Source organism: Telluria sp. LT2P34 (assembly GCF_059685915.1).
This window is the reverse complement of sequence record NZ_JCASIN010000006.1, coordinates 1-26,999: the sequence shown is the minus strand read 5'-3', so window position 1 is coordinate 26,999 and position 26,999 is coordinate 1. Positions and strand designations below refer to the sequence as shown.

Below are 26,999 nucleotides of genomic sequence, written 5' to 3'. Positions count from 1 at the left end.
ATTAAGCGTTGTGCAGGTCGGTGTACGGCAGCAGCGCGAGGTAGCGTGCGCGCTTGATCGCGGTGTCAACCTGGCGCTGGTAGTGCGCCTTGGTGCCGGTCAGGCGTGCAGGCATGATCTTGCCGTTTTCCTGGACGAAGTCCTTCAGGGTGTCGACGTCTTTGTAGTCGACCTGCTCGACGTTTGCGGCGGTGAAGCGGCAGAACTTCTTGCGCTTGAACAGCGGATTTTGCTGTTTGCGCTTGAGTTTTTCTTTGGCCTTGTTTTTGTCGAACTTTTTACCGAATGCCATTTGAGGCTCCTGTATCTAAAAGGTGGGCCGCTATTGTTTTAAGCGGCGGCACTAAAATCAATGATGTGAAACACCAGGGCTTTGCTGCTGCGGTTCTTCCTGGCCAAAAATCCCGTGAACTGGTGCGCGGCGCCCAACTCGGCGCTGGCGAAGCGGCCCGAAATTTCTCCCGCGGCGAACGCGGCAATTTCGAACTCCACCAGTCTTGCCACACCTGCCTCGACCTGCTGCGAACTGTGCATCAGGATTGCCGAAACGACCGGCACGCCGGCGGGGGTGTAGCGCAGTACGTCGCGTTCAGCGATGGTTGCGACGACGTGTAACTGGTTCACTTCAAGTGTTCAGGGTTCCTGGCGAAAGAATGTTTAAGCAGCAGCAGGGGCCGGGGCAGCAGCAGCAGGGGCCGGAGCCTGGGCTGGCGCTTCCGAGCGGTGGCTCTTGGCTGCGTCTTCGCGCTGGACCGACTTCATCATTGGCGATGGGGTCGTTTCAGCTTTCTTCATCTTCACGGTCAGGTGACGCAGCACGGCATCATTGAACTTGAATGCGGTTTCCAGCTCGACCAGGGTCTCGTTGTCGCACTCGATGTTCATGCAGATATAGTGCGCTTTAGGCAGCTTCTGGATCGAGTAAGCCATCTGGCGACGGCCCCAGTCTTCGACGCGATGAATGTTACCGCCGCGTGCGCTGACGCTGGCCTTGTAACGTTCGATCATCGCCGGGACTTGCTCGCTCTGGTCCGGGTGGACGATAAAAACGATTTCATAATGACGCATGCAGTACTCCTTGAGGACGTTTAAACAAATGCCCACCTCGGCGTCAAGACGAGTGTGGGAAGGGAAAGCCGGCAATTATAGCGCGGATGGCGCGACAACACAATGGGACGGGAAATGTGACAATTTCAGCGATTTCCCTTGCATTCGCCGAAATACTGTACAAAAATACAGTCTGAATCATCAACCATGGCAGATCCATGCTCAAGCTCACCGCAAGGCAACAACAGATCCTTGACCTGATCAAGGAAGCGATCGACAACACCGGCTTCCCGCCCACGCGCGCCGAGATCGCGAAGGAACTGGGCTTCAAGTCGGCCAACGCCGCCGAAGAACACCTGCAGGCGCTGGCCCGCAAAGGCGCGATCGAAATCGTGTCGGGCACCTCGCGCGGCATCCGCCTGATCGGCTCCTCGGTGCATGCGCCGGCATCGGTCCCGCACATTCCGGCGGCGCTCCTGATGTCGCTGCCGCTGGTAGGCCGCGTGGCCGCCGGTTCGCCCATCCTGGCCCAGGAACACGTCGAAGCCACCTACAACGTCGACCCGGCCATGTTCGGCGCCCGTCCCGATTTCCTGCTCAAGGTGCGCGGCTGGTCGATGCGCGACGCCGGCATCATGGACGGCGACTTCCTCGCCGTCAAAAAGATCGACAACGCCAAGAATGGCCAGATCGTGGTCGCCCGCATCGGCGACGACGTGACCGTCAAGCGCTACCGCAAGACGGGCGAACTGATCGAGCTGCTGCCGGAAAATCCGGACTTCAAGGTCATTCGCGTCGAACCGGGCGACGAGTTTGCGCTCGAGGGCCTGGCAGTCGGACTGATGCGCAGCTGGCATTGAGCATCGCTTGAGCGCTTCCTGAATGCAAAAAGCCGCTCGACGCGGCTTTTTTATTTGGCTGACTAGGGAGTCTGTCGCGGCGCGGCGCCCATCGGCTTGTCGAAGTCGTACAGTTTCACCGACGGGCTCTTCGCCACGATGTCATTGTGCTCCTTGACATAGGCTTCGGTCGCGCTGCGCCATGCGGCCAGGTCGGCCAGGACCATCTTCGAGCTGACGCGCGCTTCCTCGGCCAGGTTTTCCTGCACCAGCGCCAGGCGCTCGCCCGCACGCCTGGTTTCGGCTTCGTTCATCAGCTTGGCGATATCGGGCGGAATCAGTTTCACCAGAGGCGAGGCGGCGTTCAGGTTCTTGACGTAATCGTTGTAGCAGGTCTGCCACTTGGTCACGCTGGCCGACACGCGCTCGATGTCCACGCTCTGCTTCGAGATCGCGGGGATGCGCGGAACCGGGCAGTTGAAGGCGCCGGACTTCAGGTCTTCACCCTGGTATTGCTCGACCCAGCGCGTGATCTCGGCACGGCGCAGCGTGCGCTGCTTCATGACTTCAAGCGAACTGATCGCAACTGGATTGCCTTTTGCCGCCGCCTTGCGGAACCAGCTTTCCGCTTTGGCATCGTCGGTGGCGCCAGCTTCGCCGTACCAGTACATCTGGCCCAGGCGCTGCTGCGCTTCGACATTGCCGGCGTTGGCCAGCTTGGTGTAGAGCCGCAGCGCCTCCGGATAGGATTTTTTGGCAAACAAGGCGTTCGCGTCGGCCAGCTCGTCGGCATAGGCGGGGATGCACAGGCTCAGTGCGAGGCATAGCAACAGTTTTTTCATGGGGGCGTTGGATCCGGGTAAAGACCTATCATAGCCTGCACCCCGGCCCGACTCAAGCGCCGAGGGCGACGCGGAAGTCGTCGATCAGGTCTTCGGTATCCTCGATCCCCACCGACACCCGGATCAGCGACTCGGCGATGCCCATGCCGGCGCGGCGCTCGGCCCCCATCTCGAAGAAGATCGTGTGCGCGACCGGAATGACGAGCGTCCGGGTGTCGCCCAGGTTGCTGGCAGGGATGGCCAGCTGCAGGCGGTTCAGGTAGTCGAAGGGGTCGATGTCGTCCCGCAGCTCGAAGCTGAGCAGCGAGCCGCCCGACTTGAACAGCGCGCGCACGATGGCATGCTGCGGATGCGATTCCAGGCCAGGGTAATACACCGCCGTCACCCGCTCATCACCTTCCAGCATGCGCGCCAGCGCCAGCGCGTTGGCGCAGGTGCGCTCCATGCGCAGCGCCAGCGTTTCGGCGCCAACGGCAATGTGGTGCGCCGCTTCCGGGCCGAGCGCCGCACCGAAGTCGCGCAGGGCCTTGGCGCGCAGCTGCGCCATGCCCTGGGCCTGCGGCGGCTGCTTGCGGAAGTTGTCGGCGATGTTGGGGAAGGCGCTCCAGTCGAACACGCCCGTATCCGTCAGTGCGCCGCCCAGTGCGATGCCATGTCCGCCGATCGATTTGGTCAGCGAATTGACCACCAGGCCGGCCCCGACCGCTTTTGGGCGGAACAGGTAAGGCGTGGTCATCGTGTTGTCGACCACGTACAGGATGCCGCGCTCGCGGCACAGCGCGCCGATGCGCGCCAGGTCGGCGACCTGGGTGCGCGGATTGGCGATCGTCTCCACGAAAACGATGCGGGTGTCAGGGCGCAGGCTTGCCGCGACCTCATCGAAGTCGGTGGCGTCGACGAAATCGACAGCAACGCCCTGCCCCGCCACCGTCTGCCACAGGCTGTTGGTATTGCCGAACAGGAAGCGCGACGAGACGACATGGTCGCCCGCCCGCAGCAGCGCCTGGAACAGCGCGCCGATGGCCGCCATCCCGGTGCCGAAGCACAGGCTGGCCACGCCCTCTTCCATCTGCGTGATCTTGTCTTCCAGCGCCGCGACCGTCGGGTTGCCCTGGCGGCCGTAGCGAAAACCCGGCTCCTTGCCCTGGAAGACCGAGGCAAGCTGGCGCGCGTCGCCGTAGCCGAAGGCCACCGAGGTGTGGATCGGCTTGTGCAGCGAACCGTGCTCGATGGACTTCTTCCTGTCCTTGTGCAGGATGGTGGTGGTGAAACCGTAGCGCTTGTCGTTCATGGTCGCCGCTCGACGCTTATTCGGCGGCAAGCGCCGGGTTCAGGTTCAGCTGGGTGCGCACGTCGTCCTCGTGCGGGGCAGCCTTGCCGCCGTTGTGGCGCGCCGTCTCCAGCCCGTCGAGGTAGGCCGGGGTCACGTCGCCGGTCACGTAGATGCCGTCGAAGCAGGAGGCCTCGAAATTGGTCAGGGCCGGGTTCACGTCCGAAATCGAGCGCTTGAGCGCGTCGATGTCCTGGTAGACCAGGCGGTCGGCCGTGATTTCCGCGCAGACTTCTTCCACGGTGCGGCCATAGGCGATCAGTTCCTCGCGGGTCGGCATGTCGATGCCGTACACGTTCGGGAACAGCACCGGCGGCGCGGCCGAGGCGAAGAACACTTTACGGGCCCCGGCCTCGCGCGCCATCTGCACGATTTCGCGGCTGGTGGTGCCGCGCACGATCGAATCGTCGACCAGCAGCACGTTCTTGCCCTTGAACTCGGAACCGATGGCGTTCAGTTTCTGGCGCACCGATTTCTTGCGCATGGCCTTGCCCGGCATGATGAAGGTGCGGCCGATGTAGCGGTTCTTGATGAAGCCTTCGCGGTACTCGACGCCAAGCTTCAGGGCCAGCTGGATCGCTGCCGGACGCGAGGAATCGGGAATCGGCATGACGACATCGATGTCCTCGATCGGGATTTCCTTGCGGATCTTGTCGGCGAGGTATTCGCCCATCTTCAGGCGCGTCGCGTAGACCGAGGCGCCGTCGAGCACCGAGTCGGGGCGCGCCAGGTAGACGAATTCGAAGGCGCAAGGGTTGAGCGACGGATTCTCGGCGCACTGGCGCTCGTGCAGACGGCTTTCGGTATCGATGAAGATGGCTTCGCCCGGCGCAATGTCACGCACGAAGCGAAAACCCATGCCCTCGAGCGCCACCGATTCGCTGGCGACGACGTATTCCGGGCCGGCTTCGGTGTCGTTCATGCCCAGGCAGAGCGGACGGATGCCGTAGGGATCGCGGAAGGCCAGCATGCCGTGGCCGGCAATCTGCGCCACCACGGCGTAGGCGCCGCGCACCCGCTTGTGGACGATGCCGACTGCCTTGAAGACGGCCTCCGGGTCGAGCGAGAAGCCGTCGGCCGCTTCCTGGATCTCGTGTGCCAGCACGTTGAGCAGCACTTCCGAATCGGAATTGGTATTGATGTGGCGGCGGTCGTTGCGGAACAGCGCCTCTTTCAACTCGGCCTGGTTGGTCAGGTTGCCGTTGTGCGCGAGGGTAATGCCGAAAGGCGCATTCACGTAGAAGGGCTGCGCTTCTTCCTCGCTCGACGAGCCGGCGGTCGGATAGCGGCAGTGGCCGATACCTGTATTGCCCTGGAGCGAACGCATATTACGGGTGCGGAAGACATCGCGCACGAGGCCGTTGGCCTTGTACATCGAAAACATGCTGCTGTGATTGGTTGCAATGCCCGCCGCGTCCTGGCCGCGATGCTGCAGGAGCAGCAAGGCGTCATACAGAAGCTGGTTGACGGGGGTTTGCGAGACGACGCCGACGATGCCACACATGGTGCGCTCCTAAAACAGATGCAGTTACAGAAAACCTACAACTTTACGTGCTGCGCGAACGCAGCGGGAAGAAAAGGCTTGACGGTGCGCGCTCCGGCCTCGGCCAGGGGGGACAACAGCGCGTCTTTCCAGAACGGTTGTTGGGGGATGGAAGTCATTGAACACAACAGGACCGCGGCGAGGACGATGACCGCGCCGCGCGCCAGGCCAAACAGGCCGCCCAGGCCGCGGTCGGCCAGCGACAGGCCGCTTGCCTCGACCAGTGCGCCGATCGCCAGCGAAAGCAGGCCCATCAGGATACGCACGCCAAGGAACAGGGCAATGAAAGCGACGATCAAGCGTACTGTCTCGCCAGGTATCACTTCAGGCAACATTGGCCCGAGCCGCGCGCCGTACATGTTCGCCACCACGAAGGCGACGATCCAGCCCAGCAGCGACAGGATTTCCTTGACCAGGCCGCGCAGGGTGCTGATTACCACCGAAGAAGCCAGCACGAACAATACCAGATAATCGAAAATCGTCACGTTGGTTCAAAAAGCGCTGCGAGCACGCCCTTCACTCCGCCACCAGGTTGCCGCCGAACCTGGCGCGCGTCTTTTCCGCTTCCTCGCGGCTGGCGAAAGGACCGACGCGCACGCGGATCAGGGCGCCCGATTTCTGCGTGTACGAGCTCACCCCCGCGGCGCGCAGGCGCGACTGCAGTTCGGCAACCTTTTCCTGGGTCGCGAGCGCGGCCACCTGCACCACGTAACGCTGGCCGGCTTCAGGCTTCTTGTCGGCCGGCTCGGCCTTCTCGACCGGCTTGGCGGCGGCCTTGCCTTCGAGCAGTGCCTGGGCGCGGGCTACGTCGGATGCCTTCGGATGCGTTGTGTCGGGCTTGGCTTCCGGTTTCTTCACCACCGGCTTCTCGACCGGCTTATCTACCGGTTTCTCGGCGAGCTTGCGTTCAGGCTTCGGTTCGGCCTTCGGTTCGGGTTTGCGCTCGACCGCTTTCGGCTGCGGCGCCGGTTCCGGCTCCGTGACGGCGCGCGGCGCGACGTCGTCGGTGATCACGGTGGCCGGTACGGGAATGGCGGCAGGAGCCTCCAGCGGCGGTGCGGCGATGACTTCCTCGTCCTCGTCGACGCTGTCGGCCGCCGGCACCGGGTTGGACGGCATCGGCAGCGCCGCGGCTTTTTCTTTCGACGGGATCTGGATGGCGATGTCGCCGGCCAGCGGACGCGGCTCGGAGTCGAGCAGCATCGGCAGACCGACGGCGGCGGCGAGCGCCAGCGCGATGGCGCCTACCAGCCGGCGGCGCGCACGTTTCTTCTCGGGCAGCATCGGATCGCCGCCGCTGCGGCTGCGGCGCGACGCGCCCTGCCCGCTTTCGTTCGCGTGGCTGGCGCGCTTGGCGCGCGCCTGTTGCCCATAGTCGTCGTCGCGGGAAAATCGGCCACTGTCCTGGGTGCTGTCCTGCTTGTTTTTACTGAAAATCGAGAACAAGCCCATGCGTCTAATGTCAGTGAAGTGAGTTTTTTCGGGCGGCCATCACGCCGGCGACGGTGTAGAACGAACCAAAGACCACAATTCTATCATTCTCCTCGGCACGGCTGACCGCATTTGCGAACGCGGCGGCCGGATCGGGAAAAGCGGCGACCGAAAAATCGGCCTCTTTCGCCCCGGCGGGCCGCAATGCCGCCACCTGAGCGGCCAGGTCCGCACTCTTGGCCGAGCGCGACGAATCGAGGTCGGCCAGGCACCAGTGGTCGACCAGGCCAGCCATGGGTTTGAGTACGCCCTCGATGTCCTTGTCGGCCATGATGCCGAAGACGGCATAGGTGTAGCGGTGAAAGCCCATGTTGCCGAGGTTTTGCGCCAGCGTGGCCGAGGCATGCGGGTTGTGGGCGACATCGAAGACCGTCGTCGGGCGCCCTGCCAGTACCTGGAAACGGCCCGGCAATTCGACCAGGGCCAACCCGGTGCGTACTTCCTGGGCGCCGGCCGGCAACTGCATGCGCAAGGCTTCCAGCGCTGCCAGCGCGGCCGAGGCATTCAATAACTGGTTCGCGCCGCGCAGGGCCGGATAGGCGAGCGAATTGCGGCGCTGGGTGCGGCCGCCATAGCTCCACTGCTGCTGGTCGCCCTGGAAATTGAAGTCGCGCCCGATCAGCCACAGGTCTGCGCCGATCGTGGCGGCGTGTTCGATGAGCGACTGTGGCGCCAGCGGGTCGCTGCAGATTGCCGTCTTGCCTGGCCGGAAGATACCGGCCTTTTCGAAACCGATCGCTTCGCGCGTGTCGCCCAGATAGTCGCTGTGATCGATGTCGATGCTGGTGACGATGGACACGTCGGCGTCGACCACGTTCACCGCGTCGAGCCGCCCGCCCAGGCCCACCTCGAGGATCGCGACGTCGACGCCGGCCTTCGAGATCAGGTGCATGATGGCCAGGGTCGTGAACTCGAAATAGGTCAGCGCCACCTCTCCCCGCCGCGCTTCCACGAAGTCGAAGGCCTCGACCAGCATGGCGTCGCTGGCCATGTCGCCGTTGATGCGGGCGCGCTCGTTGAAGTCGAGGAAATGCGGCTTGATGTAGAGGCCGACACGGTAGCCGGCATGCAGCAGGATCGACTCGAGCATGGCGCAGGTCGAACCCTTGCCGTTGGTGCCGGCCACCATGATGACGGGGCACTCGAAATTCAGACCCATGCGTTGCTTGACTTCGCGTACGCGGTCCAGGCCCATGTCGATATGGGTTTCGGCATGGCGCGACTCGATCAGCGCCAGCCAGTCGGGCAAGGTAGTGGGGAGATTGGACATGTGTTTTCAGGCTCGGGAAAAATAAAGGCCGGCAACCCGCAGTGCGGACGGCCGGCCGTCACATGGAGCGACCGCGAATCAGGCGATGACTTCGGCGGGCTGATTCTGCAGCAGCGCCAGCAGGCGGGCAATTTCTTCACGCATCTTGCGGCGGTCGACGATCATGTCCACGGCGCCTTTTTGCACCAGGAACTCGGCGCGCTGGAAGCCTTCCGGCAGCTTTTCGCGCACGGTGTTCTCGATCACGCGCGGGCCGGCAAAGCCGATCAGCGCCTTTGGTTCGGCGATCACGACGTCGCCCATGAAGGCGAAGGACGCGGACACGCCGCCCATGGTCGGGTCGGTCAGGACGCTGATGAAGGGCAAGCGCTTTTCCGACAGCTTGGTCAGCATGGCGGTGGTCTTGGCCATCTGCAGCAGCGACAGCAAACCTTCCTGCATGCGGGCGCCGCCGGTGGCGGTGATGCAGATGAACGGCACTTTCTGTTCCAGCGCGATCTGGGCGCCGCGCACGAAGCGTTCGCCAACGACCGAGCCCATCGACCCGCCCATGAATTCGAATTCGAAGCAGGCCACCACGACCGGCAGGCTCATGATCGAGCCACCCTGGACGATCAGCGCGTCGGTCTCGCCGGTGGCTTCCATCGCCGCCTTCAGACGGTCCGGATATTTCTTGCTGTCCTTGAACTTCAGGGTATCGACCGGCAGCGCTTCCTGGCCGATTTCATAGCGGCCGCCTTCGTCGAGCAGGCCGTCGAGGCGTGAACGTGCGCGGATGCGCATGTGATGGTCGCATTTCGGGCAGACATGCAGGTTCGACTCGAGGTCGGCGCGATACAGCACGGCTTCGCAGGACGGGCACTTGACCCACAGGCCCTCGGGCATGGTCTTGCGGTTGGCAACATCGGAGCGCTGGATTCGGGGGGGCAGCAATTTTTCCAACCAACTCATGTTCTCTCCTTTGCGGCATTCTTGAATGGGGCGTAGTGTAGCCGCTGGCGCCCGGCTTGTCACCGCTTGTATGTCTGGCAACGGATGCGTGCTGCGATCCTGTTATACACCCTGGCGTCAAACAGGGTGAGCACGTATCCGAAGGCCAACGACTGCTCAGCTGTCGAGCGCGGTCCGGATGCCGGCCACGAAGGACTCGACCGCCGCCAGTGCGCCGTCGGGTCCCACGTTTTCGATTTCCTGGATGATGCGGCTGCCGATCACGACCGCGTCCGCCACCGCTGCCACGGCTTTCGCCGTTGCGCCGTCGCGGATGCCGAAGCCGACGCCGATCGGCAGGCTGACGTGTTCGCGGATGGCGGCGACGCGAAGCGCCACCTCTTCCGTGTCGATGCTGCCGGCGCCGGTCACGCCTTTCAAGGACACGTAATAGCTGAAACCGCTGCCATGGCGCGCCACCTGGCGGATGCGTTCGGTCGTGGAGGTCGGCGCCAGCAGGAAGATCAGGTCGAGGCCGTTCTCGCGCATGGCGTCGGCAAAGGCTTCGCACTCTTCCGGCGGATAGTCGACGACGATGGCGCCGTCGGCGCCGGCCTCTTTCGCGCGCGCGATGAAGCTGTCCGGCCCCATGCGTTCGATCGGATTGGCATAGCCCATCAGGACCACCGGCGTCGCGGCGTTTGTCTTGCGGAACTCGCGCACGTGGTTGAAGACGTCGCCCATGCCGATACCGAATTTCAGCGCGCGCTCGCAGGCGCGCTGGATGACCGGGCCTTCGGCCATCGGATCGGAAAACGGCACGCCCAGTTCCAGCACGTCGGCGCCGCCGGCAACCAGGGCGTGCATCAGCGGCACTGTCAGTTCGGGATTCGGGTCGCCGGCCGTGATGAAGGTGACCAGGCCGGTCTTGTTTTGCGCGCGCAGGGCGGCAAAGGTTTCTGCGATTCGGGACATATTTTAATTAGAATAATGTTGGGCTAAAAGAAGGGAATGCCGCTCACGCGTCAGCTGAAATCCAGCCCCATCCTCTGCGCCACCGTATGCATGTCCTTGTCGCCGCGTCCCGACAGGTTGACCAGGATCAGCTTGTCCTTGGGCAAGGTCGCCGCCAGTTTCACCGCGTAGGCGATCGCGTGCGAGGATTCGAGCGCCGGGATGATGCCTTCGATGCGGCAGCAGTCGTGGAAAGTCTGCAGCGCTTCGTCGTCGGTGATCGAGACGTATTCGGCGCGCGCCGAATCTTTCAGCCAGGAATGCTCGGGGCCGACACCGGGGTAATCCAGGCCGGCAGATACCGAATGGGTCTCGATGATTTGCCCGTTCGCATCCTGCAGCAGATAAGTCCGGTTACCGTGCAGGACGCCAGGGAAGCCGGCCGACAGCGCGGCCGCATGCTTGCCCGACTCGATGCCCTCGCCCGCCGCCTCGACGCCAATCAGTTTCACGCCCTGCTCGTCGATGTAGGGGTAGAAAATACCCATCGCATTCGAGCCGCCGCCGATGCAGGCCAGCACGTAATCGGGCTGGCGCCCGGTCATCTGCGGCATCTGCACCAGGCACTCCTCGCCGATCACCGACTGGAAGTCGCGCACCATCATCGGATACGGGTGCGGGCCGGCGACGGTGCCGATGATGTAGAAGGTGTTTTCGATGTTGGTGACCCAGTCGCGCATCGCTTCGTTGAGCGCGTCCTTCAGGGTCTTGCTGCCCGATTCGACCGGTACCACGGTGGCGCCCAGCAGCTTCATGCGGTACACGTTCTGGGCCTGGCGCTTGACGTCTTCGCTGCCCATGTAAACCACGCACTCGAGGCCGAAGCGGGCGCAGATGGTGGCGGTGGCCACGCCGTGCTGGCCGGCCCCGGTTTCGGCGATGATGCGCGGCTTGCCCATGCGCCGCGCCAGCAGCGCCTGGCCGATGACGTTGTTAATCTTGTGGGCGCCGGTATGGTTCAGGTCTTCGCGCTTGAAGAAGATCTGGGCGCCGCCGGCCAGCTCGGACCAGCGCTTGGCATGGTAGACCGGCGAGGGGCGGCCGACGAAGTGGGCCAGCTCGTAGCGAAATTCTTCGAGGAATTCGGGATCGGCGGAATAACGGGCGTAGGCCTCGTTCAGTTCGGCCAGCGCGTGGGTCAGCGTCTCGGCGACGAAGGCGCCGCCGTAGGGGCCGAAGTGGCCCTTGGCATCGGGGAACTGGTAATCGACGGCCTGGAACAAGGCGGAGGGGTCGCGCTCAGCGTTGACTTCCTGAATCGGTTTCATGGTATGGGCTCTCAATGGTGGCATCGGCGGTGGTATCGGCCACCCGCACCGCCGCAATGAAAGCGGCGATCTTGCGGGCGTCCTTGATCCCCCTGGCGGCCTCGACACCACTACTGATGTCGACGGCCCAGGGGCGTACGCGTGCTACCGCCTCAATGGCGTTTTGCGCGTCCAAGCCACCACTCAAAACGACCCGAGGCGCGAGCTCTTTTGGAATAATTGACCAATCGAAGACCTTTCCGGCGCCGCCGTAGGCATCCACATGCGTGTCGAGCAGGAGGCTCGAGAACCAGGGGCTGGCGGCGCGGTATGCGAGCTCGCATTCTAGCAGTTCGAAAGAGCTCGTGTCCGGCTTGACCCGGAAGGCGCGCGCGAAGGGCCGTTTCACCGCCGCCGCGATCTCGGCGCAGGTATCTGGCGTCTCGTCGCCGTGGAACTGCAGCAGCGCGACCGGCGCGGCGTTCACGACCTCGAGCACTTCTTCAAGCGTCGCATTCACGAACAGGGCCACAGAACTCACGAACGGCGGCACCAGCGTGCCGAGCGCGGCAAACGCGCGCGGCGTGAGGTAACGCGGGCTCTTCGGGTAGAACACGAAGCCGAGCGCGTCGGCGCCGAGCGCGCAGGCATCGCGCAAGTCTTGCTCGCGGGTGATGCCGCAGATTTTGATACGGGTACGGTGCATGGGAGAACCTTAGAACCAGGACAGGGGCGAGACCGCCTCCTGCGGCAGTCCCCAGCGTGGATCGTAATCGATTTTGGCCAGGTACAGGCCGTCCGGCATGAAGGTGGGCGCCGCGGCGTCGCGGTCGCGCGCCAGCAGCACCTCGGCCATCCACTGCGGCTCGTGGCGGCCCATGCCGACATATACCAGCGCGCCGACCAGGTTGCGCACCATGTGGTGCAAAAAAGCGCTGGCGCGTACGGTAAACACGATGATGTCGCCGCGCCGCTCGATGCTCAGCTCCTGCAAGTCCTTGATCGGGGTTTTTGCCTGGCAGCTGGCCGCCCGGAACGAGGAAAAGTCGTGCAGCCCGATCAGGTGATTGGCGGCGGCGCGCATGCGCTCGACGTCGAGCGGGCGGAACACCCAGCCGGCGCGTCCGGCCAGCAGCGCCGACGGCTGGGCATTGTTGTACAGGACGTAGTGATAGGTGCGCGCCCTGGCCGAGAAGCGGGCGTGGAAATCCTGGCCGTCGAGCCCTGCGGCGACTTCATGGGCCCAGCGCACGGTGATCGAATCGGGCAGGAAGGCGTTGGTGCCGCGCACCCAGCTTTGCACCGGGCGGCTCAAGTCGGTATCGAAATGCACCACCTGCTCGACCGCATGCACGCCGGCGTCGGTGCGGCCGGCGCAGGTCGTGGCAAGCGGGGTGCAGGCAAAGGTTTCGAGCGCGCTTTCGAGCGTGTCCTGGACGGTGTCGCGCGAAGGCTGTTTCTGGTAACCGCTCCAGCCGGTGCCGATGTACTGGAGCCCGAGCGCGATCCGTGTCACGCCAACTGCGCGCGCATGGCGCTGGCCCGGCTCGACTGTTCGATATTGCCGCCCTTGATGACTTCGTCGAGCAGCTCGCGCGCACCTTCCTTGTCGCCGATTTCCTGATAAGCCAGCGCCAGGTCGAGCTTGGTTTCCATCTCCATCTGCGCAGGGCTCAGCTCGGCGCCGGCGGCGCTCTCCGGCTCGCCGCCCGCAGCGTCGGCCACGTTCGACGAAGCGGCGGTGGATTCGGACAGCGGCTGGGCCGTCATGTCGAACTCGTGCGCTGGCAGGTCGAGGTCGAGGCCGGACATGTCGAACTGCGGCGCCGGGGTGTTTGGCGTTGGCGTTGCCGGGCGCACCGACTGGCCGAAGTCCATCATGTCGAGGTCGAACAGCGGGTCCTTGTCGGCGCTGGCTTGCGCCATGTCGCCGGAAGACTGCTCCGCGGCCGCCATCGGCGCGGACAGGTCGAGGTCGGTCGAGCCGAAATCGAAGACCGGCTCTGCGGGCGCGGCTGCAGGGGCCGGCGGTGTCGGGTCCGTCATGCCGAAGTCCATCGCATCGAGGTCGAACAGCGGGTCGCGCAGGTCGCCGCCCGCCTGGGCCGAGGACACCTCCGGCAGCGGCGGCAGTTCGAATTCACGGGCCAGCTGGGCCATGTCGATATCGCTGTTCGGATTGTTCTTCGACAGGTCGAGGACGAAAGCGTCGTCTTCCGCAAACGGGTCGTCCGAGGTGGCCGCGGGCGCCGCATCGTGCGCGGAATCTGCCGCACCAAAATTCATGTCGAAGGCGAGGTCGTCCAGGCTGTCGCTCGTGGCCGGCTCGCTCGCCAGCGGCGTGCCGGACGCCGGGTCGAGCGGCGCGAACGGCGCCATGTCGAACTGCAGGTCGGGCACGGCCGTTGCATCCGATCCGGCGCCGAAGGTCGGCTCGATGGCGGACACCGGCTCGAAGCTCAAGCCGCCGAGGTCGAAATCGAGCAGGTTGTCGTCCGCCTTGGCGTCGGCCTTGGCGTCCAGGGCGGCGGGCATGTCGAAGGCCTGCAGATTGTTGTCGTGCAGCTGAGGCAAGGCGGTGGCGTCGTTGCCCAGCCCGAGGCTGTCGAGGTCGAAACTGGTGTCGAGCGGGATGCCGGTCTCGGCATCCACGGTCGCGGCCGGCTCGATGATGTCGGTCGTCTCGCGGCTGCGGAAGGCCTGCTCGAGCTGCTGCGAGAGCATGGTCTGCGGGCCGCCCTCGTGCGTCAGCGCCGTCGCGGCGCTGCCGGCTGCGATTCCGGCGGCGCCGGCGGCAAGGACCGCGCCGCCGCTGAAGCTGGCACCGGCGCCGGCTGCCTGGGCATACATCGGATTGGCCGGGTCGAGCGTGTGGCCGAGCGCGGCGGCTTGCGCCCACTCGTCGCCCTTGCCGGCGGTCAAGCTGTAGAGTTCCGTCGCCTGGGTTTCGAAGGCGCGCACGTCCTTGCGGGCGGCATAGATTTCGAGCAGTTTCAGGCGCACCGGATGGCGCAGCGGATCGTTGCGCAGTGCTTCCTTCAGGATGTCTTCGGCCTGGGTGTCGAAGTTATAGGCCAGGTAGAGCTCGGCCTCGGCCAGCGGGTCGACTTCGTTCGTATCGAGCTGGCTGGCCGATGGCGCGAAGCTGGAATTGAAGACGCTGTCGTGGGTATCGACGTTCTGCCCGCCGGTTTCGGCGAACAGCGACTGCGCCGGCTGGGCGGCGCTGCCGAGGATGGTCGGCGCGGCCGGGGCCGACTTCGGCGCCACCGGTTTCTTGCGGCGGCGCGACAGGCCGAGCGCGGCGAGCAGCAGCACGGCGGCGCCGGCGCCGAGGAGGGTGATGTTGTCCATCACCGTATCGGCAAAGCTGGTTTCCTCAGCCGCTGCGGCGGCCGGCTTCGGTGCGGTCGTGATCTTCGGGGCCGCTTTTGCAGGGTCCTTGGCGACGACAGTCGCCGCTGCCGGCGCCGCGGGAGCCGCCGCTGCGGGGGCCTGGGTGGCGGCGGCGCCGGTCTGGCTCTTGACCGTGATCAGGCCTTCGAGCTCGCTGACGTTCTTTTCGAGTTCCTTGACGCGCTGCTGGGCGTCGGCCAGTTCCTTTTCCCTGGCGACCAGGTCTTCGGCGGCGCCGGCGCCTGCGGCCTTGGCCGGCAGGGCCTTGGACAGGCGCAGCTGGTCGGCCGATTCGTTGGCGGCGGTCGGGCGCTCCTCGACCTTGGCCGTGATGCGGCCGGTCGCGCTCTGCCCTGCCTGCTGTTCGCGGGCCGGGGTGCTGGTGGCCACCTGCCCTGCCAGCTTGGCGCGGTAGGCATTGAAGTCGGCGGCATGCGCGACGACCGTGCCATGCGCCTCGCCGGCCTCGAGGCCGCGCAGCGATTCGGCGTTCGGCACCGACAGGATCTGGCCCGACTTCAGGCGGTTCATGTTGTTGCCGATGAAGGCGTCCGGGTTGGCGCGGTACAGGGCGACGAGCATCATGTCGAGCGAGACGTCGACCGGCTTGATGCGCCCGGCGATGCGGCTGAGCGTGTCGCCGCTGCGCACGCGGTACTTGGCGCCGGCGCCAGGCGCGCCTGCGCCCGCCGCCTGTTCGGCGCGGGCGCCGCGCTGGGTCTGGGCCGGCGCTTCGTTTGCCGGCGCCTGCGCAGGCGCGGGCGAAGCGGTCGAGGCCGAACCGGCCGCGGCGCCGCGCGCGCTACGGGCGCCGGCGGCGTTGGCAGCCACCTGCGCCGACTGGGTCGAACGCAGTTCGGCCGGATCGAGCAGGAAGGTGTATTCGCGTACCAGGCGCCCGTTGTTCCAGGACAGTTCGAGCAGCAGGTCGACGAAGGGCTCGTTCAGCGGCTGCGGCGAGGTAATGCGCACGAACTGGCGCCCTCCCCGCTGCTCGACCGCGAAGCGCAACGACTGCAGGGCCGGATTGAATTCGATGTTGGCGGCGCGGTAGGCGTCCGGGCTGGCGAGTTTCGCGACCAGGCCGGCGGCTTCGTCGGCGGACACCGAAGTGAGTTCGATTTCGGCGCGCAGCGGCTGGCCGAGGGAGGACAGCACGGTCAGCTTGCCCAGTCCCGCCGCTGTAGCCGCCGAAGCCAGCAGCACTGCACTAGCGACCGCTGCGGTAAGCGTTTTCAACGCGGACGACATGATCTGAGGGCGGCGGGTCAGTGGCATAGTTGGGAAGGAGAAGGTTAGCTGGGGGAAAGGACGGTTTCCCGGAGGTCTCAACATATCATCATGCTCTGGAGCATGCAAGCCTTGCGGGGCGTAGCCAGGTCAAACTGTGGGCTGGATGAGCGATCGATAACGTTTCGATATCAACCTTGTACAAGAGGAATTAATGCGGTGTTAACAGGTATGGTTGAAACGCCAAGAAGCCCATGCATGCCGGGTTTTTCGGGAGCACGCCGCGGCCTGGCCGCGGTGCGGCTTCCTTACTGTTCCAGCACGATGCGCAGCATGCGGCGCAGCGGCTCGGCGGCGCCCCACAGCAGCTGGTCGCCGACGGTGAAGGCAGACAGGTAGTCCGGTCCCATCGACATCTTGCGCAGGCGGCCGACGGGGATCGTCAGGCTGCCGGTGACTGCGGCCGGCGACAGTTCGCGCATCGAGGCTTCGCGCGTGTTCGGCACCAGCTTCACCCATGCGTTGTGCGAGGCGATGATGTCGTTGATCTCGTCGAGCGGCACGTCTTTGGTGAGCTTGATCGTCAGCGCCTGCGAGTGGCAGCGCATGGCGCCGATGCGCACGCACAAGCCGTCGACCGGGATCGCGGCGGCACTGAAACCTTGGCCGCGGCCGAGGATCTTGTTGGTCTCGGCGCCGGCCTTCCACTCTTCTTTCGACTGGCCGTTGCCCAGGTCCTTGTCGATCCACGGAATCAGGTTGCCGGCCAGCGGCACGCCGAACTGCTTCGTTTCCTCAGGCGAGAGGCCATGCTGGGTCGCCAGCACTGCGCGGTCGATCTCGAGGATGGCCGAGGCCGGATCGTCCAGCAGCGGCCTGACTGCGCCATTGATGGTGCCGAACTGCGTGAGCAGCTCGCGCATGTGCTGGGCGCCGCCGCCGGACGCGGCCTGGTAGGTCATCGAGCTCATCCACTCGACCAGACCCTGCTCGAACAGGCCGCCCAGGCCCATCAGCATGCACGACACGGTGCAGTTGCCGCCGACGTAGTTGCGCACGCCGCGCGACATGGCGTTCTTGATGACCTCGAGGTTGACCGGGTCGAGCACGATGACGGCGTCGTCGTTCATGCGCAGGGTCGAGGCGGCATCGATCCAGTAGCCCTTCCAGCCGCTCGCCCTCAGCTGCGGGAAGACCTCGGCGGTATAGTCGCCGCCCTGGCAGGAGATGACGATCTCGCACTTGGCCAGTTCGCCGATGTCGTGCGCGCTCTTCAGGGTGGTTTCGTTCTTCGCCATCTTCGGCGCGGCGCCGCCCGGGTTCGAGGTGGTGAAGAACACCGGCTCGATGTGGTCGAAATCGCCCTCGTCCTGCATGCGCTGCATCAGGACCGAACCCACCATGCCGCGCCAACCTACCAGGCCAACTAACTTCATTTTCTCTTCCCTATAACAATCATTATTGTTCCGCGTGGGCACGGGTGCCCACCCTACGCGAGCGCCTTCACCACCGCGTCGCCCATCTGCTCGGTACTCACGCGCTGCGTGCCGTCCTCGAATATATCCGCTGTGCGCAATCCTTGCTGGAGGACCTGCTTGACGGCCGCTTCGATGCGGTCGGCGTGGGCCGGCAGTCCGAGCGAGTAGCGCAGCATCATGGCGGCGGACAGGATGGTCGCCAGCGGATTGGCGATGCCCTGCCCGGCGATGTCGGGCGCCGAGCCGTGCGAGGGTTCGTACAGGCCCTTGTTGTTGGCGTCGAGCGAGGCCGAGGGCAGCATGCCGATCGAACCGGTCAGCATCGCAGCCGCATCCGACAGGATGTCGCCGAACATGTTGCCGGTGACGATGACGTCGAATTTTTTGGGCCCGCGCACCAGTTGCATCGCCGCGTTATCGACATACATGTGTTCGAGCGCGACGTCCGGATAGTCCTTGTGGACCTCGGTGACGATGTCGCGCCAGAACTGGAAGGTTTCCAGCACGTTGGCCTTGTCGACGCTGGTCACGCGCCGGCCACGCTTTTGCGCCGCCTGGAAGGCCACGTGGGCGATGCGCCGGATCTCGCCTTCGGCATAGCGCATCGTGTCGAAGCCTTCGCGCTGGCCCTTGAATGGGCCGTCGGGGCATTCGCGCACGCCGCGCGGCTTGCCGAAATAGATATCGCCGGTCAGTTCGCGGATGATCAGGATGTCCAGGCCCGCCACGATCTCGGGCTTCAGGCTCGAGGCGCCAGCCAGCTCCGGATACAGGATCGCCGGGCGCAGGTTGGCGAACAGGCCGAGTTCGCGGCGCAGTCCCAGGATCGCCTGCTCCGGGCGTAGCGCGCGCTCGAGCGTATCGTAGCGGTAGTCGCCGACCGCGCCGAACAGCACGGCGTCCGCACTCCTAGCCAGGGCCAGCGTGCCCGGCGGCAGCGGGTGGCCGTGGGCCGCATAGCCGGCGCCGCCCACATGGGCGCTTTCCATCTCGAAGCGCTCGCCGAGGGCGCCCAGCACGCGCACGGCCTGGGTCATGATTTCGGGGCCGATGCCGTCGCCCGGCAGGATGGCAATCTTCATGCGCGTCCTTTTATATTATTCAGATAACCGTGGCCAGCCAGGGCTGGCGTGCGAGGTGGCTTTGCTCGAAGGCGCGGATCTCGTCGGCGTGACGCAGGGTCAGGCCGATGTCGTCCAGGCCGTTCAACAGGCAGTACTTGCGGAAGTCGTCGATGGCGAAGGCAAAGGCGAGCCGCCCGTCAGGCGTACGCAGCAGCCCGTTCTCGAGGTCGACCACCAGTTGGAAGCCGGGATTCGCCTTGACCTCGTCGAACAGCTGGTCGACCTGCGCCTCTTCCAGCACGATCGGCAGCAAGCCGGTCTTGTAGCAGTTATTGAAGAAGATGTCGGCAAAGCTCGGCGCGACGATGGCCCGGAAGCCGTACTGCTGCAGCGCCCACGGCGCATGTTCGCGCGAAGAGCCGCAGCCGAAGTTCTTCCGGGTCAGCAGGATCGAAGCACCGGCATAGCGCGGCTGGTTCAGTACGAAGTCCGGATTGAGCGGCCGGACGCTGCAATCCTGGCCCGGCTCGCCGTGGTCGAGGTAGCGCCACTCGTCGAACAGGTTCTGGCCGAAGCCGGTGCGCCGGATCGATTTCAGGAACTGCTTCGGGATGATTGCATCGGTATCGACATTGGCGCGGTCGAGCGGCGCAACCAGGCCTTCGTGTATCGTGAATTTGTCCATGGATTTTCTGCTCACCGCGCCCGTTGATGATTACTTGCCGCCGGCGCCGGTCACGACCTGGCCGACCTTCTGCACGTCGCGGCCGACGCCGGAAATGGTGTTGCAGCCAGTGAGGACGATGGCGACGAGGGCGAGGGCGAATACTTTTTTCATGATGTTCCTATGCTTCGGTGGTTAAAAAAAAATCGGTGTTTGTTCAAAATCCGCGGACGTCGACAAAATGGCCGGCGATCCCCGCGGCGGCGGCCATGGCCGGCGACACCAGATGGGTGCGCCCGCCCGGTCCCTGGCGGCCTTCGAAATTGCGGTTCGAGGTCGAGGCGCAGCGCTCGCCCGGTTCCAGGCGGTCGGCATTCATCGCCAGGCACATCGAGCAGCCCGGCTCGCGCCATTCGAAGCCGGCGGCAGTGAAAATCTTGTCGAGCCCTTCGCGCTCGGCCTGTTCTTTCACCAGGCCCGAGCCCGGGACGACCAGGGCCAGCTTGACGCTGGCGGCGCGCTGGCGTCCGCGCACCACCTCGGCGGCGGCGCGCAAGTCTTCGATGCGCGAATTCGTGCACGAGCCGATAAACACCTTGTCGATGCGGATGTCCCCGATCGGGGTGTTCGGCGCCAGCGCCATGTAGGCCAGCGCCTTTTCGATGGCGTCGCGGCGTACGGCGTCGCTTTCCTGCCCGGGATCGGGCACGCGGCCGTCGATCGAGGTCACCATTTCGGGCGAGGTGCCCCAGGTGACCTGGGGGCGGATCTGCGCCGCATCCAGGGTTACCACCAGATCGTAGTGCGCGCCCGGGTCGCTGCGCAACATGCGCCAGTAGGCCACGGCCTGCTCCCACAGCGCGTCCCGCGGCGAATACGGGCGGCCCTGCACGTAGTCGATCGTGGTCTGGTCCACCGCGACCATGCCAGCGCGCGCGCCCGCTTCGATCGCCATGTTACAGACCGTCATGCGCCCTTCCATCGACAGCGCGCGGATGGTACTGCCGCCGAATTCGATGGCATGGCCGTTGCCGCCGGCGGTGCCGATGCGCCCGATCACGGCCAGCACGATGTCCTTGGCGGTGACTCCTGGCGGCAAATCGCCGTCGACCTGCACCAGCATCGCTTTCGATTTCTTGGCCAGCAGCGTCTGGGTAGCCAGTACGTGCTCGACTTCCGAGGTGCCGATGCCATGCGCCAGGCAGCCGAATGCGCCGTGGGTGGACGTGTGCGAGTCGCCGCAGACGACCGTCATGCCCGGCAGGGTCGCGCCCTGCTCTGGCCCGATCACGTGGACGATGCCCTGGCGCCGGTCGTTCATGTTGAAATAGGTGAGCCCGAAACTCTTCGCGTTCGCGTCGAGGGTCTCGACCTGCAGGCGCGACGTCGGGTCGAGGATGCCTTCGCTGCGGTCGGTGGTGGGCACGTTATGGTCCGCCACGGCCAGGTTGGCGGAGGTGCGCCAGAGCGGACGGCCGGCCTCGCGCAAGCCCTCGAAAGCCTGCGGGCTGGTCACTTCATGGACCAGGTGGCGGTCGATGTAGAGCACCGTGGTGCCATCGGCATCGGCGCGCACGACGTGCGCATCCCAGAGTTTGTCGTACAGCGTCTTGAACATTGGCTAATCCAGGTAAACGTCTGCTTGAAAGGGGCGCTTCAAGAAGGTGCCCCAAGGGGACATTTTCGATTATGCCATAATTGTGCACTGCGGCAGAGGGAGGTGCATTTTGCACAGTCCTGCCAATGACAGCACTCGTCTGCAAATTAAATTTGCCTGTGATACGCCATACTCGAATAAAAAAAGCCTGCGCATCCGATGCGCAGGCTTTTATTGTCAGGGCCTGTCCAGCCCTTTTTCTTCGGTAAAAGACGTTCAGGCGGCGGCGACACGCGCCGTGCTGCGGCAGCCATCCATGAGGAAGGACAGGCCTACCACCAGCACCAGTTCGCCCTCGGCCGAGCGCGCGGTGCCGGTCACGCCTTCGACGGTCAGCGCCGTCATCGGCTTGATCACCAGGTCGGCCGTGCCGTCGACCGCTTCCACCGCCAGGATATACGGCTGCGGCGCGTTGATGACGATGCCGACGCGTTCCGGCGCTTCCTCGTAACCGAGGGCGCCGGCCAGGGAGCGCACCGGCAGCGGACGGCCCTGGTCTTTCAGCACCGGAGCGCCGCCGACCTGCGAGAAGGTTTCCGGCAGCTCGACCACGCGCTCGACGACCGCCATCGGCAGCGCCAGCGACGCGCCCGAGGTGGACACGAGCATCGTCGGCACGATCGACAGTTCGATCGGCAGGCGGATCGCGAACTTGGTGCCGTGGCCGAGCGAGGAATCGATGCGGATCGCGCCGCGGTTCTTTTCCACCGCCGTTTTCACCACGTCCATGCCGACGCCGCGCCCCGAGACCGAAGACGCCACTTCCTTGGTCGAGAAGCCCGGCAGGAACACCAGCTGATAGGCATCCTCGTCGCTCTGGGCGCCGTTCTCGCCGATCAGGCCCTTCTCGATGGCTTTCTTGCGCAGCTTGCCCGGGTCCATGCCCTTGCCGTCGTCCTGCAGCACGATCATGACGCTGTTGGCTTCCTGCCAGGCTTTGAGCAGGATGAAGGCCTTGGCCGGCTTGCCGTTGGCGACGCGGTCCTGCGGCGACTCGACACCATGGTCGAGCGCGTTGCGCAGCATGTGCACCAGCGGATCGTAGAGGCTGTCGACGACGACGCGGTCGACTTCGGTCTCGGCGCCTTCGATGGTCAGCTCGACGTCCTTGCCGAGGTCTTTCGCCAGTTCGCGCACCAGGCGCGGGAATTTCTGGAACAGGCGTCCCACCGGCTGCATGCGCGTGGCCAGCGTGGCGCGCTGCAGTTCGGCCGAATAGCGCGAGGCGCGCTCGAGCGTTTCGGTGAGGGTTGCCATCAGGGTGGCGGCCTGGCCTTCGAACTTGAACTGCGCCAGGCGTTCCAGCAGCACGGCAGCCTGGTTGGCAGCCTGCACCGATTCGCCCGCCACTTCCAGCAGCGCGTCGAGCTTGACGGCGTCGATACGGATGCTTTCGTCCTTGGCCGGCGCGGCGGCGACCGGCTTGTTCTCGTTACGGCGGTCGACGCCGTCCCAGCCTGCTTTGGCTGCCGGCGGGCCGCTTGGCGCGGCGCCGGCTTCCGCGACGGCCGCGGCCGGCGCAGCCGAAGCGGTCATGTCCCCGGCGATTGCGGCGCTGGCGGGAACGACGGCGTTGTACATTGCCGTCCAGTCGAGGCCATCGTCGCCCATTGCTGCTGCGACCGGGGCCACGACTGCGGCGGCGACAGGCGCTACGGCGGCCGGCGCCGGCGGGGCCGCCGGCACAGGTGCGGGCGCAGCCTCGGCCTTGCCTTCGATCGCGTCCATCAGGATGCGTTCGAGGTCCTGCGGCATCGGCGCCAGCTGTTCCGGCGTGGTGCCGTTGTTCAGATCGTTGAGCTGGTCGGCCACGAAGCCCGACGCCTGCAGCGCCGCTTCGATCGACAGCGGGGTGACGGGCGCGGCACCCGTGCGCAGTGCGTCGAACAGGTTTTCGGTCAGGTGGCAGGCCGCCACCAGCGCCGGCAGGCCCATGAAGCCGGCGCCGCCCTTGATCGTGTGGAACGAGCGAAACACCGCGTTCAGCGTTTCCTTGTTCTGCGGATCGCGTTCGAGGCGCAGCAGGTGCTCTTCAACATTGACTGCCAGATCCAACGCCTCGACGACGAAGTCCTTGAGCATATCGTCCATTAGAATCCCAGATCGGCAAGAAGGTCGTCGACATTGTCCTGGTCCAGGGCCGCGGACGGCATGGACGGGCCCGACATCAGCTGCACGGGCGCAGCTTCTTTTTCGGCCAGCTTGGCGCGCGTCTCGGGCGGCGCGTTGTCGCGCAGCAGCTGGGCCAGCTCGTTTTCCACGGTCTTGGTGATCGCGACCACTTTCTTGATCAGCTGGCCGGTAATGTCCTGGAAGTCCTGGGCCATCATGATTTCCAGCAGGCGCGCTTTTTCCGCTTCGGTTGCGTCCGAGACAGCCTGCGCGAACTGGCGCGAGTCGCCGGCCAGGGCCTTGAATTCGTCCAGGCTGAGCTTGCCGGAGAACAGCGCATCCCAGCGGCCCGACATGTCCTGCGCCTGCTTCGACAGCCTGTCCTGCGCCGGCATGCCTTCGTCGAGCGTGTTGAGCACCTTGTTGGCGGCCTGTTCGGTCAGGGTGGCGACGTACTCGAGGCGGTCCTGGGCATCGGTGATCTGGGACGAGGCTTCCGACAGTGCGCGGTCGTAGCCGAGTTCGCGCAGCGAGTCGTGCAGCAGGCGCACGATGCCGCCGAGGCGTTCGTACATGTTCTTGTCGCCTTCCACGCCTTCAGCGCCTTCAGCGCCTTCCGCATCCGGCACGGGAGTGATCGACAAGGTGCTGCCGGCGCCGGCGGCCGGCTGGCTCGACGCCACCTGGTCGAACAGGGCTTCCAGGTCATCTTCCTCTACAACTGCGGCCGGGGCAGCCGGGCTGGCCGGGGCCGACGCACTGGCGCGCTGGGCTGCCACTTCGTCGAATAAGGCGTCGAAATCGTCGGCGGCGTCGGTCATAATCCCTGCTTCTCCATATTAAAAATATCGCGGCTGTTGCGCGTTTCGGTGCGGTGGATGCAGGCTTGCGCACGTTGTCGCACGTCGTCGCCAGCCCAAAAATCATTCAGCGAGTGTAGCAGCGTAGTTGCCCTAGGTAAATGTCGGAAAAGAGGCCAGGTTGAAATGGACAAGGAATCTTAATTCCGCGACAATAAAACGGTGCGGTTCCTGATCGTTTACACAAGCGAGGTGTTGTTTTACAGTCGTACCGATCGTGTAGCGTTTTTACCCCTAAGGGGACAGTTCGGGTGTCCTGATCGCTTGGAAGCGAGCTCATGTTTGAGAAAAGTCAACAGCTTGCGCTACGACAAGCCCCGGCCGCCTGACAGGACCCACAATAGCGTGGCGTTTCGGAGAAATCATCATGTACCGGAAAATCCTGATCACCACCGACGGCTCGACCGTGTCCCAGCACACGGCCTGCGCCGGCGTCAAGTTTGCCCAGCAAATGGGAGCCGAGGTGCTGGCCCTGTTTGTCGCGCCCGAGTACCAGTACCCGGTGTATGTCGAAATCATTCCGCCCTCGTATCCGAGCGAAGAGGAATACATCGAGCAGATGAAGCGCACCGGCGAAGACCACATGAGCCGCATCATGCGCTCCTGCGAACAAGCCGGCCTCCCGCACGACTGCATGACCGCGTTTTCCGACGCCACCGCCCTGAAAATCGTTGATGTCGCCGAACAGCAACATTGCGACCTGATCTTCATGGGCTCGCACGGGCGCAGCGGCTGGGGCCAGATCCTGCTGGGCAGCGTCACGAATAAAGTGTTGTCGCATACGAGCAGGCCGGTGCTGGTGCACCGCCTGATCAATGAGCCGGTCGAGTCCTAGTTCCGGCACCGGCACGCCGCTTGCGGCGTGCACTATATAGAAGACGCTGCGGCGGGCCGCGGCGCTGGGGAGTAACGCATCTATGATAAGAATCGTCATTGCAGATGACCACACGATCATGCGCGAGGGCCTCAAGCGCATCCTGGACGGCGCCGTCGATGTCGAAATCGTCGGCGAAGCGACCAACGGCTTCGAAGTGCTGTCCCTGGTGCGCCAGGGCGGTTTCGACCTGTTGCTGCTCGACTTGTCGATGCCCGGGCGCAGCGGGGTCGACCTGATCCGCCAGGTGCGCAGCGAGGCGCCCAAGCTGGCAGTGCTGATTCTCACGATGCACGAAGAGGAGCAGTACGCCGTACGTGCGATCCGCGCCGGCGCCCAGGGCTATCTGACCAAGGAAAGCGCGGGTACGCAACTGGTGGGCGCGATCCGCAAGGTGGCCTCGGGCCGTCCCTACATCAGCACCGAGGTGGCCGAACAGCTGGCGCTCAATATCATGGCGCCCAACGAACAGTTGCTCCACAAGCAGTTGTCGGACCGCGAATTCGAAGTGTTTTCGCTGCTGGTAGGCGGCAAGTCGATTACGGAAATCGCCAACAACCTGCACCTGTCCGTGAAAACGGTCAGTACCCACAAGACCCGGATCATGCAAAAGATGGGCATGACCTCATTGTCGGAAATGGTCCAGTACGCCGTGGCGCACCGCCTGCTGGCGCCGCTGAAGGCCTGAGCGAAGGACCGCGCCATGGAGTTCCTGCGCTTCAGCCCGGCGTATCGGGAAGAAGCGTAGTTCGGTTTTTCACCAAGGCCGAAAAAATGTTTGACATTGCGATTGCATAGTTTGTGCCATGCCCGCCACGCGTCATCCTCTGCCCTGGTCTCTCCTGTTGGCAATGTGTTCTTTCCCGTCCCATTCGGTGACGCCCCGTTGCAGTAAGATTATTCCTACATCGTTAGCAGCAGTCCTACCTACACATTCAGCCATTCCTGATATTAATGCCGGACTCGTGTTGGCATACTGAATTCCAGCGTATCGACTTGCTTGCGATCTAATTTCTCTCCGTAAGCTAAGCCTGCCGCTTGATGAATCCTATTGAAGCACCCGGTAGCGGCTCCACCCACCGAAGCCGTACCAGACAGATTTCTTCACTGGAGAATAAGCATGCAGTCCCAGCCAGAACAACGTAACGCAAGCTCGACCATGCATTCCACCCCGATGGAAGCAGGCCGCCAACGCCAGGGCCGCCTGTGGTCCAACCTGAAAGAAGTCTGCGACCTGCTTCACATCCCGGCCGCCGTCTCGGTGAATTCGGAAGAGTTGCTTTTCCAACATGTCCAGTTCAAGACCGGCCAGCGCGTCCACACCATCGGCCAGGCCTTCGACACCCTGTACATCGTCAATTCGGGTTTCCTGAAAACGGTGTTGATCGACGAGTTCGGCAACGAGCAGGTGCTGAGCTTCCCGATGAAGGGCGACATGCTCGGCGTCGACGGAATCCACACCCGCCACTACGCCTCGGAAGCCGTTGCCCTGTCCGACTGCGACCTGATCCTGCTGCCGTTCAAGAAGCTGACGGCCCTGGGCCGCGTGCACCTCGAACTGGAAAACCTGATGTACGGCGTCATGAGCCGTGAGCTGGTGCGCGAACAGGCCATGATCGGCATGCTCGGCGCCCTCTCGGCCGAGGCCAGGGTCGCACGCTTCCTGGTGTCGCTGGCCGACCGTTTTGCCGCGATGGGCTACTCGAGCAAGCTGTTCAACCTGCGCATGACGCGCCACGAGATCGGCAGCTACCTGGGCCTGACGCTCGAAACCGTCAGCCGCACGCTGTCGGCCTTTAACGAAATCGGGCTGATCACGGTCGACCAGCGCACCATCGGCATCAAGGACGCCGAAGCGCTCAAGACCCTGCGCCGCCTGCCACCCTCGCGCTCGCGCACCAAAGGCGCCGCCGCCGCCAAACTGAAGGCCGAAACCGACGCCGCCGGCGGCGACGAGGTACTAGCAACCACCGCCTGACTTCAATCGCTCAATCGTAGATACCGTCTTCATCGTCAAGCCCTACATCGCAAATTTTGGATCGTAGGGCTTGCCCGTGTGGAGGACACCAAAGCACAGGTGCGCCAGCTTGCGCATCGCTGCACCGATAGCG

26 protein-coding genes are annotated in these 26,999 nt (G+C 64.5%); 4 read left to right on the top strand and 22 right to left on the bottom strand.

The window, feature by feature from the left end; genetic code table 11:
* Nucleotide 1: 1 nt before the first annotated feature.
* From rpsR to rpsF, 3 genes are read right to left on the bottom strand one after another with little or no spacing between them, the layout of a single operon-like run.
* Nucleotides 2-292 carry a 30S ribosomal protein S18 gene (gene rpsR, locus AC56KZ_RS15960; protein WP_056332995.1) on the bottom strand — a complete coding sequence of 97 codons (291 nt, stop codon included), beginning with the start codon at nucleotides 290-292 and terminating at the stop codon, nucleotides 2-4.
* A 38-nt stretch (nucleotides 293-330) separates the two neighbouring features.
* Nucleotides 331-624 carry a primosomal replication protein N gene (priB, locus tag AC56KZ_RS15955; RefSeq protein WP_497163170.1) on the bottom strand — a complete coding sequence of 98 codons (294 nt, stop codon included), beginning with the start codon at nucleotides 622-624 and terminating at the stop codon, nucleotides 331-333.
* Between the two features lie 33 nt (nucleotides 625-657).
* Nucleotides 658-1,068: a 30S ribosomal protein S6 gene (gene rpsF, locus AC56KZ_RS15950; RefSeq protein WP_497163169.1), complete on the bottom strand. Its 411-nt coding sequence runs from the start codon at nucleotides 1,066-1,068 to the stop codon at nucleotides 658-660.
* 197 nt (nucleotides 1,069-1,265) lie between these two features.
* Here rpsF and lexA point away from each other — a divergent pair, with 197 nt between their 5' ends.
* Nucleotides 1,266-1,907: a transcriptional repressor LexA gene (gene lexA / locus AC56KZ_RS15945; RefSeq protein ID WP_497163168.1), complete on the top strand. Its 642-nt coding sequence runs from the start codon at nucleotides 1,266-1,268 to the stop codon at nucleotides 1,905-1,907.
* Between the two features lie 62 nt (nucleotides 1,908-1,969).
* On the opposite strand, the gene AC56KZ_RS15940 is transcribed toward lexA, so the two are convergent.
* From AC56KZ_RS15940 to AC56KZ_RS15850, 19 genes are all read right to left on the bottom strand, one after another.
* Nucleotides 1,970-2,728: a tetratricopeptide repeat protein gene (locus AC56KZ_RS15940; RefSeq protein WP_497163167.1), complete on the bottom strand. Its 759-nt coding sequence runs from the start codon at nucleotides 2,726-2,728 to the stop codon at nucleotides 1,970-1,972.
* A gap of 52 nt (nucleotides 2,729-2,780) precedes the next feature.
* The gene (locus AC56KZ_RS15935) at nucleotides 2,781-4,019 is read right to left on the bottom strand and encodes a cystathionine gamma-synthase family protein (RefSeq protein ID WP_497163166.1); all 1,239 of its coding nucleotides are present in this window, start codon (nucleotides 4,017-4,019) and stop codon (nucleotides 2,781-2,783) included.
* A 16-nt stretch (nucleotides 4,020-4,035) separates the two neighbouring features.
* Nucleotides 4,036-5,562 (bottom strand): amidophosphoribosyltransferase, encoded by a 1,527-nt coding sequence (gene purF / locus AC56KZ_RS15930; RefSeq protein WP_497163165.1) that lies wholly within the window; start codon nucleotides 5,560-5,562, stop codon nucleotides 4,036-4,038.
* Between the two features lie 35 nt (nucleotides 5,563-5,597).
* Nucleotides 5,598-6,086, bottom strand: coding sequence for a CvpA family protein (locus AC56KZ_RS15925; RefSeq protein ID WP_497163164.1), 489 nt, complete (start codon nucleotides 6,084-6,086; stop codon nucleotides 5,598-5,600).
* Nucleotides 6,087-6,117: 31 nt separating this feature from the next.
* On the bottom strand, nucleotides 6,118-7,053 hold the full coding sequence (locus AC56KZ_RS15920) for an SPOR domain-containing protein (protein WP_497163163.1): 936 nt from the start codon (nucleotides 7,051-7,053) through the stop codon (nucleotides 6,118-6,120).
* A gap of 10 nt (nucleotides 7,054-7,063) precedes the next feature.
* On the bottom strand, nucleotides 7,064-8,362 hold the full coding sequence (gene folC / locus AC56KZ_RS15915; protein WP_497163162.1) for a bifunctional tetrahydrofolate synthase/dihydrofolate synthase: 1,299 nt from the start codon (nucleotides 8,360-8,362) through the stop codon (nucleotides 7,064-7,066).
* A 78-nt stretch (nucleotides 8,363-8,440) separates the two neighbouring features.
* The gene (accD, locus tag AC56KZ_RS15910; RefSeq protein ID WP_497163161.1) at nucleotides 8,441-9,313 is read right to left on the bottom strand and encodes an acetyl-CoA carboxylase, carboxyltransferase subunit beta; all 873 of its coding nucleotides are present in this window, start codon (nucleotides 9,311-9,313) and stop codon (nucleotides 8,441-8,443) included.
* Nucleotides 9,314-9,469: 156 nt separating this feature from the next.
* Complete coding sequence (gene trpA / locus AC56KZ_RS15905; RefSeq protein WP_497163160.1) at nucleotides 9,470-10,267, bottom strand: tryptophan synthase subunit alpha; 798 nt, start codon at nucleotides 10,265-10,267, stop codon at nucleotides 9,470-9,472.
* 50 nt (nucleotides 10,268-10,317) lie between these two features.
* Entirely contained in the window at nucleotides 10,318-11,574 is a 1,257-nt protein-coding gene (gene trpB / locus AC56KZ_RS15900) for a tryptophan synthase subunit beta (RefSeq protein ID WP_497163159.1), read from the bottom strand.
* Nucleotides 11,546-12,259, bottom strand: coding sequence for a phosphoribosylanthranilate isomerase (locus tag AC56KZ_RS15895; RefSeq protein WP_497163158.1), 714 nt, complete (start codon nucleotides 12,257-12,259; stop codon nucleotides 11,546-11,548). Before AC56KZ_RS15895 ends, trpB begins: the two co-directional genes overlap by 29 nt.
* Before the next feature lie 9 nt (nucleotides 12,260-12,268).
* Nucleotides 12,269-13,069, bottom strand: a complete 801-nt coding sequence (truA, locus tag AC56KZ_RS15890; RefSeq protein ID WP_497163157.1) for a tRNA pseudouridine(38-40) synthase TruA — start codon at nucleotides 13,067-13,069, stop codon at nucleotides 12,269-12,271.
* On the bottom strand, nucleotides 13,066-16,227 hold the full coding sequence (locus AC56KZ_RS15885) for a motility hub landmark protein FimV (protein WP_497163156.1): 3,162 nt from the start codon (nucleotides 16,225-16,227) through the stop codon (nucleotides 13,066-13,068). The genes truA and AC56KZ_RS15885 overlap by 4 nt, the downstream gene beginning before the upstream one ends.
* A 260-nt stretch (nucleotides 16,228-16,487) precedes the next feature.
* Nucleotides 16,488-17,615 carry an aspartate-semialdehyde dehydrogenase gene (asd, locus tag AC56KZ_RS15880; RefSeq protein WP_497163155.1) on the bottom strand — a complete coding sequence of 376 codons (1,128 nt, stop codon included), beginning with the start codon at nucleotides 17,613-17,615 and terminating at the stop codon, nucleotides 16,488-16,490.
* Nucleotides 17,616-17,668: 53 nt separating this feature from the next.
* Complete coding sequence (gene leuB, locus AC56KZ_RS15875; protein ID WP_497163154.1) at nucleotides 17,669-18,739, bottom strand: 3-isopropylmalate dehydrogenase; 1,071 nt, start codon at nucleotides 18,737-18,739, stop codon at nucleotides 17,669-17,671.
* 19 nt (nucleotides 18,740-18,758) lie between these two features.
* Nucleotides 18,759-19,406, bottom strand: coding sequence for a 3-isopropylmalate dehydratase small subunit (gene leuD / locus AC56KZ_RS15870; RefSeq protein ID WP_497163153.1), 648 nt, complete (start codon nucleotides 19,404-19,406; stop codon nucleotides 18,759-18,761).
* A 30-nt stretch (nucleotides 19,407-19,436) separates the two neighbouring features.
* Nucleotides 19,437-19,559, bottom strand: a complete 123-nt coding sequence (locus AC56KZ_RS15865; protein WP_497163152.1) for a lipoprotein — start codon at nucleotides 19,557-19,559, stop codon at nucleotides 19,437-19,439.
* Nucleotides 19,560-19,602: 43 nt separating this feature from the next.
* Nucleotides 19,603-21,003: a 3-isopropylmalate dehydratase large subunit gene (gene leuC / locus AC56KZ_RS15860; protein WP_497163151.1), complete on the bottom strand. Its 1,401-nt coding sequence runs from the start codon at nucleotides 21,001-21,003 to the stop codon at nucleotides 19,603-19,605.
* 255 nt (nucleotides 21,004-21,258) lie between these two features.
* On the bottom strand, nucleotides 21,259-23,133 hold the full coding sequence (locus tag AC56KZ_RS15855) for a chemotaxis protein CheA (protein WP_497163150.1): 1,875 nt from the start codon (nucleotides 23,131-23,133) through the stop codon (nucleotides 21,259-21,261).
* Nucleotides 23,133-23,975 (bottom strand): protein phosphatase CheZ, encoded by an 843-nt coding sequence (locus tag AC56KZ_RS15850; protein ID WP_497163149.1) that lies wholly within the window; start codon nucleotides 23,973-23,975, stop codon nucleotides 23,133-23,135. The genes AC56KZ_RS15855 and AC56KZ_RS15850 overlap by 1 nt, the downstream gene beginning before the upstream one ends.
* Before the next feature lie 406 nt (nucleotides 23,976-24,381).
* Between AC56KZ_RS15850 and AC56KZ_RS15845 the strand changes: the two genes are divergently transcribed.
* The 3 genes from AC56KZ_RS15845 to AC56KZ_RS15835 all read left to right on the top strand — a co-directional run bounded on the left by AC56KZ_RS15845 (nucleotide 24,382) and on the right by AC56KZ_RS15835 (nucleotide 26,866).
* Nucleotides 24,382-24,849: a universal stress protein gene (locus tag AC56KZ_RS15845; protein ID WP_497163148.1), complete on the top strand. Its 468-nt coding sequence runs from the start codon at nucleotides 24,382-24,384 to the stop codon at nucleotides 24,847-24,849.
* Between the two features lie 82 nt (nucleotides 24,850-24,931).
* A complete protein-coding gene (locus AC56KZ_RS15840) occupies nucleotides 24,932-25,576 on the top strand; it encodes a response regulator (RefSeq protein WP_497163147.1) in 645 nt (214 codons plus the stop codon).
* 486 nt (nucleotides 25,577-26,062) lie between these two features.
* Nucleotides 26,063-26,866, top strand: a complete 804-nt coding sequence (locus AC56KZ_RS15835; RefSeq protein WP_497163410.1) for a Crp/Fnr family transcriptional regulator — start codon at nucleotides 26,063-26,065, stop codon at nucleotides 26,864-26,866.
* The last annotated feature ends 133 nt before the right edge of the window (nucleotides 26,867-26,999 follow it).

Excerpts from the sequence above, each read along its gene's own strand:
- AC56KZ_RS15935 (WP_497163166.1), bottom strand. The coding sequence starts at position 4,019 with ATGAACGACAAGCGCTACGGTTTCACCACCACCATCCTGCACAAGGAC.
- lexA (WP_497163168.1), top strand. The coding sequence starts at position 1,266 with ATGCTCAAGCTCACCGCAAGGCAACAACAGATCCTTGACCTGATCAAG.
- AC56KZ_RS15855 (WP_497163150.1), bottom strand. The coding sequence starts at position 23,133 with ATGGACGATATGCTCAAGGACTTCGTCGTCGAGGCGTTGGATCTGGCA.
- AC56KZ_RS15835 (WP_497163410.1), top strand. The coding sequence starts at position 26,063 with ATGGAAGCAGGCCGCCAACGCCAGGGCCGCCTGTGGTCCAACCTGAAA.
- AC56KZ_RS15940 (WP_497163167.1), bottom strand. The coding sequence starts at position 2,728 with ATGAAAAAACTGTTGCTATGCCTCGCACTGAGCCTGTGCATCCCCGCC.
- AC56KZ_RS15845 (WP_497163148.1), top strand. The coding sequence starts at position 24,382 with ATGTACCGGAAAATCCTGATCACCACCGACGGCTCGACCGTGTCCCAG.
- folC (WP_497163162.1), bottom strand. The coding sequence starts at position 8,362 with ATGTCCAATCTCCCCACTACCTTGCCCGACTGGCTGGCGCTGATCGAG.
- AC56KZ_RS15840 (WP_497163147.1), top strand. The coding sequence starts at position 24,932 with ATGATAAGAATCGTCATTGCAGATGACCACACGATCATGCGCGAGGGC.
- accD (WP_497163161.1), bottom strand. The coding sequence starts at position 9,313 with ATGAGTTGGTTGGAAAAATTGCTGCCCCCCCGAATCCAGCGCTCCGAT.
- AC56KZ_RS15850 (WP_497163149.1), bottom strand. The coding sequence starts at position 23,975 with ATGACCGACGCCGCCGACGATTTCGACGCCTTATTCGACGAAGTGGCA.
- purF (WP_497163165.1), bottom strand. The coding sequence starts at position 5,562 with ATGTGTGGCATCGTCGGCGTCGTCTCGCAAACCCCCGTCAACCAGCTT.
- leuB (WP_497163154.1), bottom strand. The coding sequence starts at position 18,739 with ATGAAGATTGCCATCCTGCCGGGCGACGGCATCGGCCCCGAAATCATG.
- trpA (WP_497163160.1), bottom strand. The coding sequence starts at position 10,267 with ATGTCCCGAATCGCAGAAACCTTTGCCGCCCTGCGCGCGCAAAACAAG.
- AC56KZ_RS15865 (WP_497163152.1), bottom strand. The coding sequence starts at position 19,559 with ATGAAAAAAGTATTCGCCCTCGCCCTCGTCGCCATCGTCCTCACTGGC.
- trpB (WP_497163159.1), bottom strand. The coding sequence starts at position 11,574 with ATGAAACCGATTCAGGAAGTCAACGCTGAGCGCGACCCCTCCGCCTTG.
- leuC (WP_497163151.1), bottom strand. The coding sequence starts at position 21,003 with ATGTTCAAGACGCTGTACGACAAACTCTGGGATGCGCACGTCGTGCGC.
- AC56KZ_RS15895 (WP_497163158.1), bottom strand. The coding sequence starts at position 12,259 with ATGCACCGTACCCGTATCAAAATCTGCGGCATCACCCGCGAGCAAGAC.
- asd (WP_497163155.1), bottom strand. The coding sequence starts at position 17,615 with ATGAAGTTAGTTGGCCTGGTAGGTTGGCGCGGCATGGTGGGTTCGGTC.
- AC56KZ_RS15885 (WP_497163156.1), bottom strand. The coding sequence starts at position 16,227 with ATGCCACTGACCCGCCGCCCTCAGATCATGTCGTCCGCGTTGAAAACG.
- rpsF (WP_497163169.1), bottom strand. The coding sequence starts at position 1,068 with ATGCGTCATTATGAAATCGTTTTTATCGTCCACCCGGACCAGAGCGAG.
- leuD (WP_497163153.1), bottom strand. The coding sequence starts at position 19,406 with ATGGACAAATTCACGATACACGAAGGCCTGGTTGCGCCGCTCGACCGC.
- AC56KZ_RS15920 (WP_497163163.1), bottom strand. The coding sequence starts at position 7,053 with ATGGGCTTGTTCTCGATTTTCAGTAAAAACAAGCAGGACAGCACCCAG.
- rpsR (WP_056332995.1), bottom strand. The coding sequence starts at position 292 with ATGGCATTCGGTAAAAAGTTCGACAAAAACAAGGCCAAAGAAAAACTC.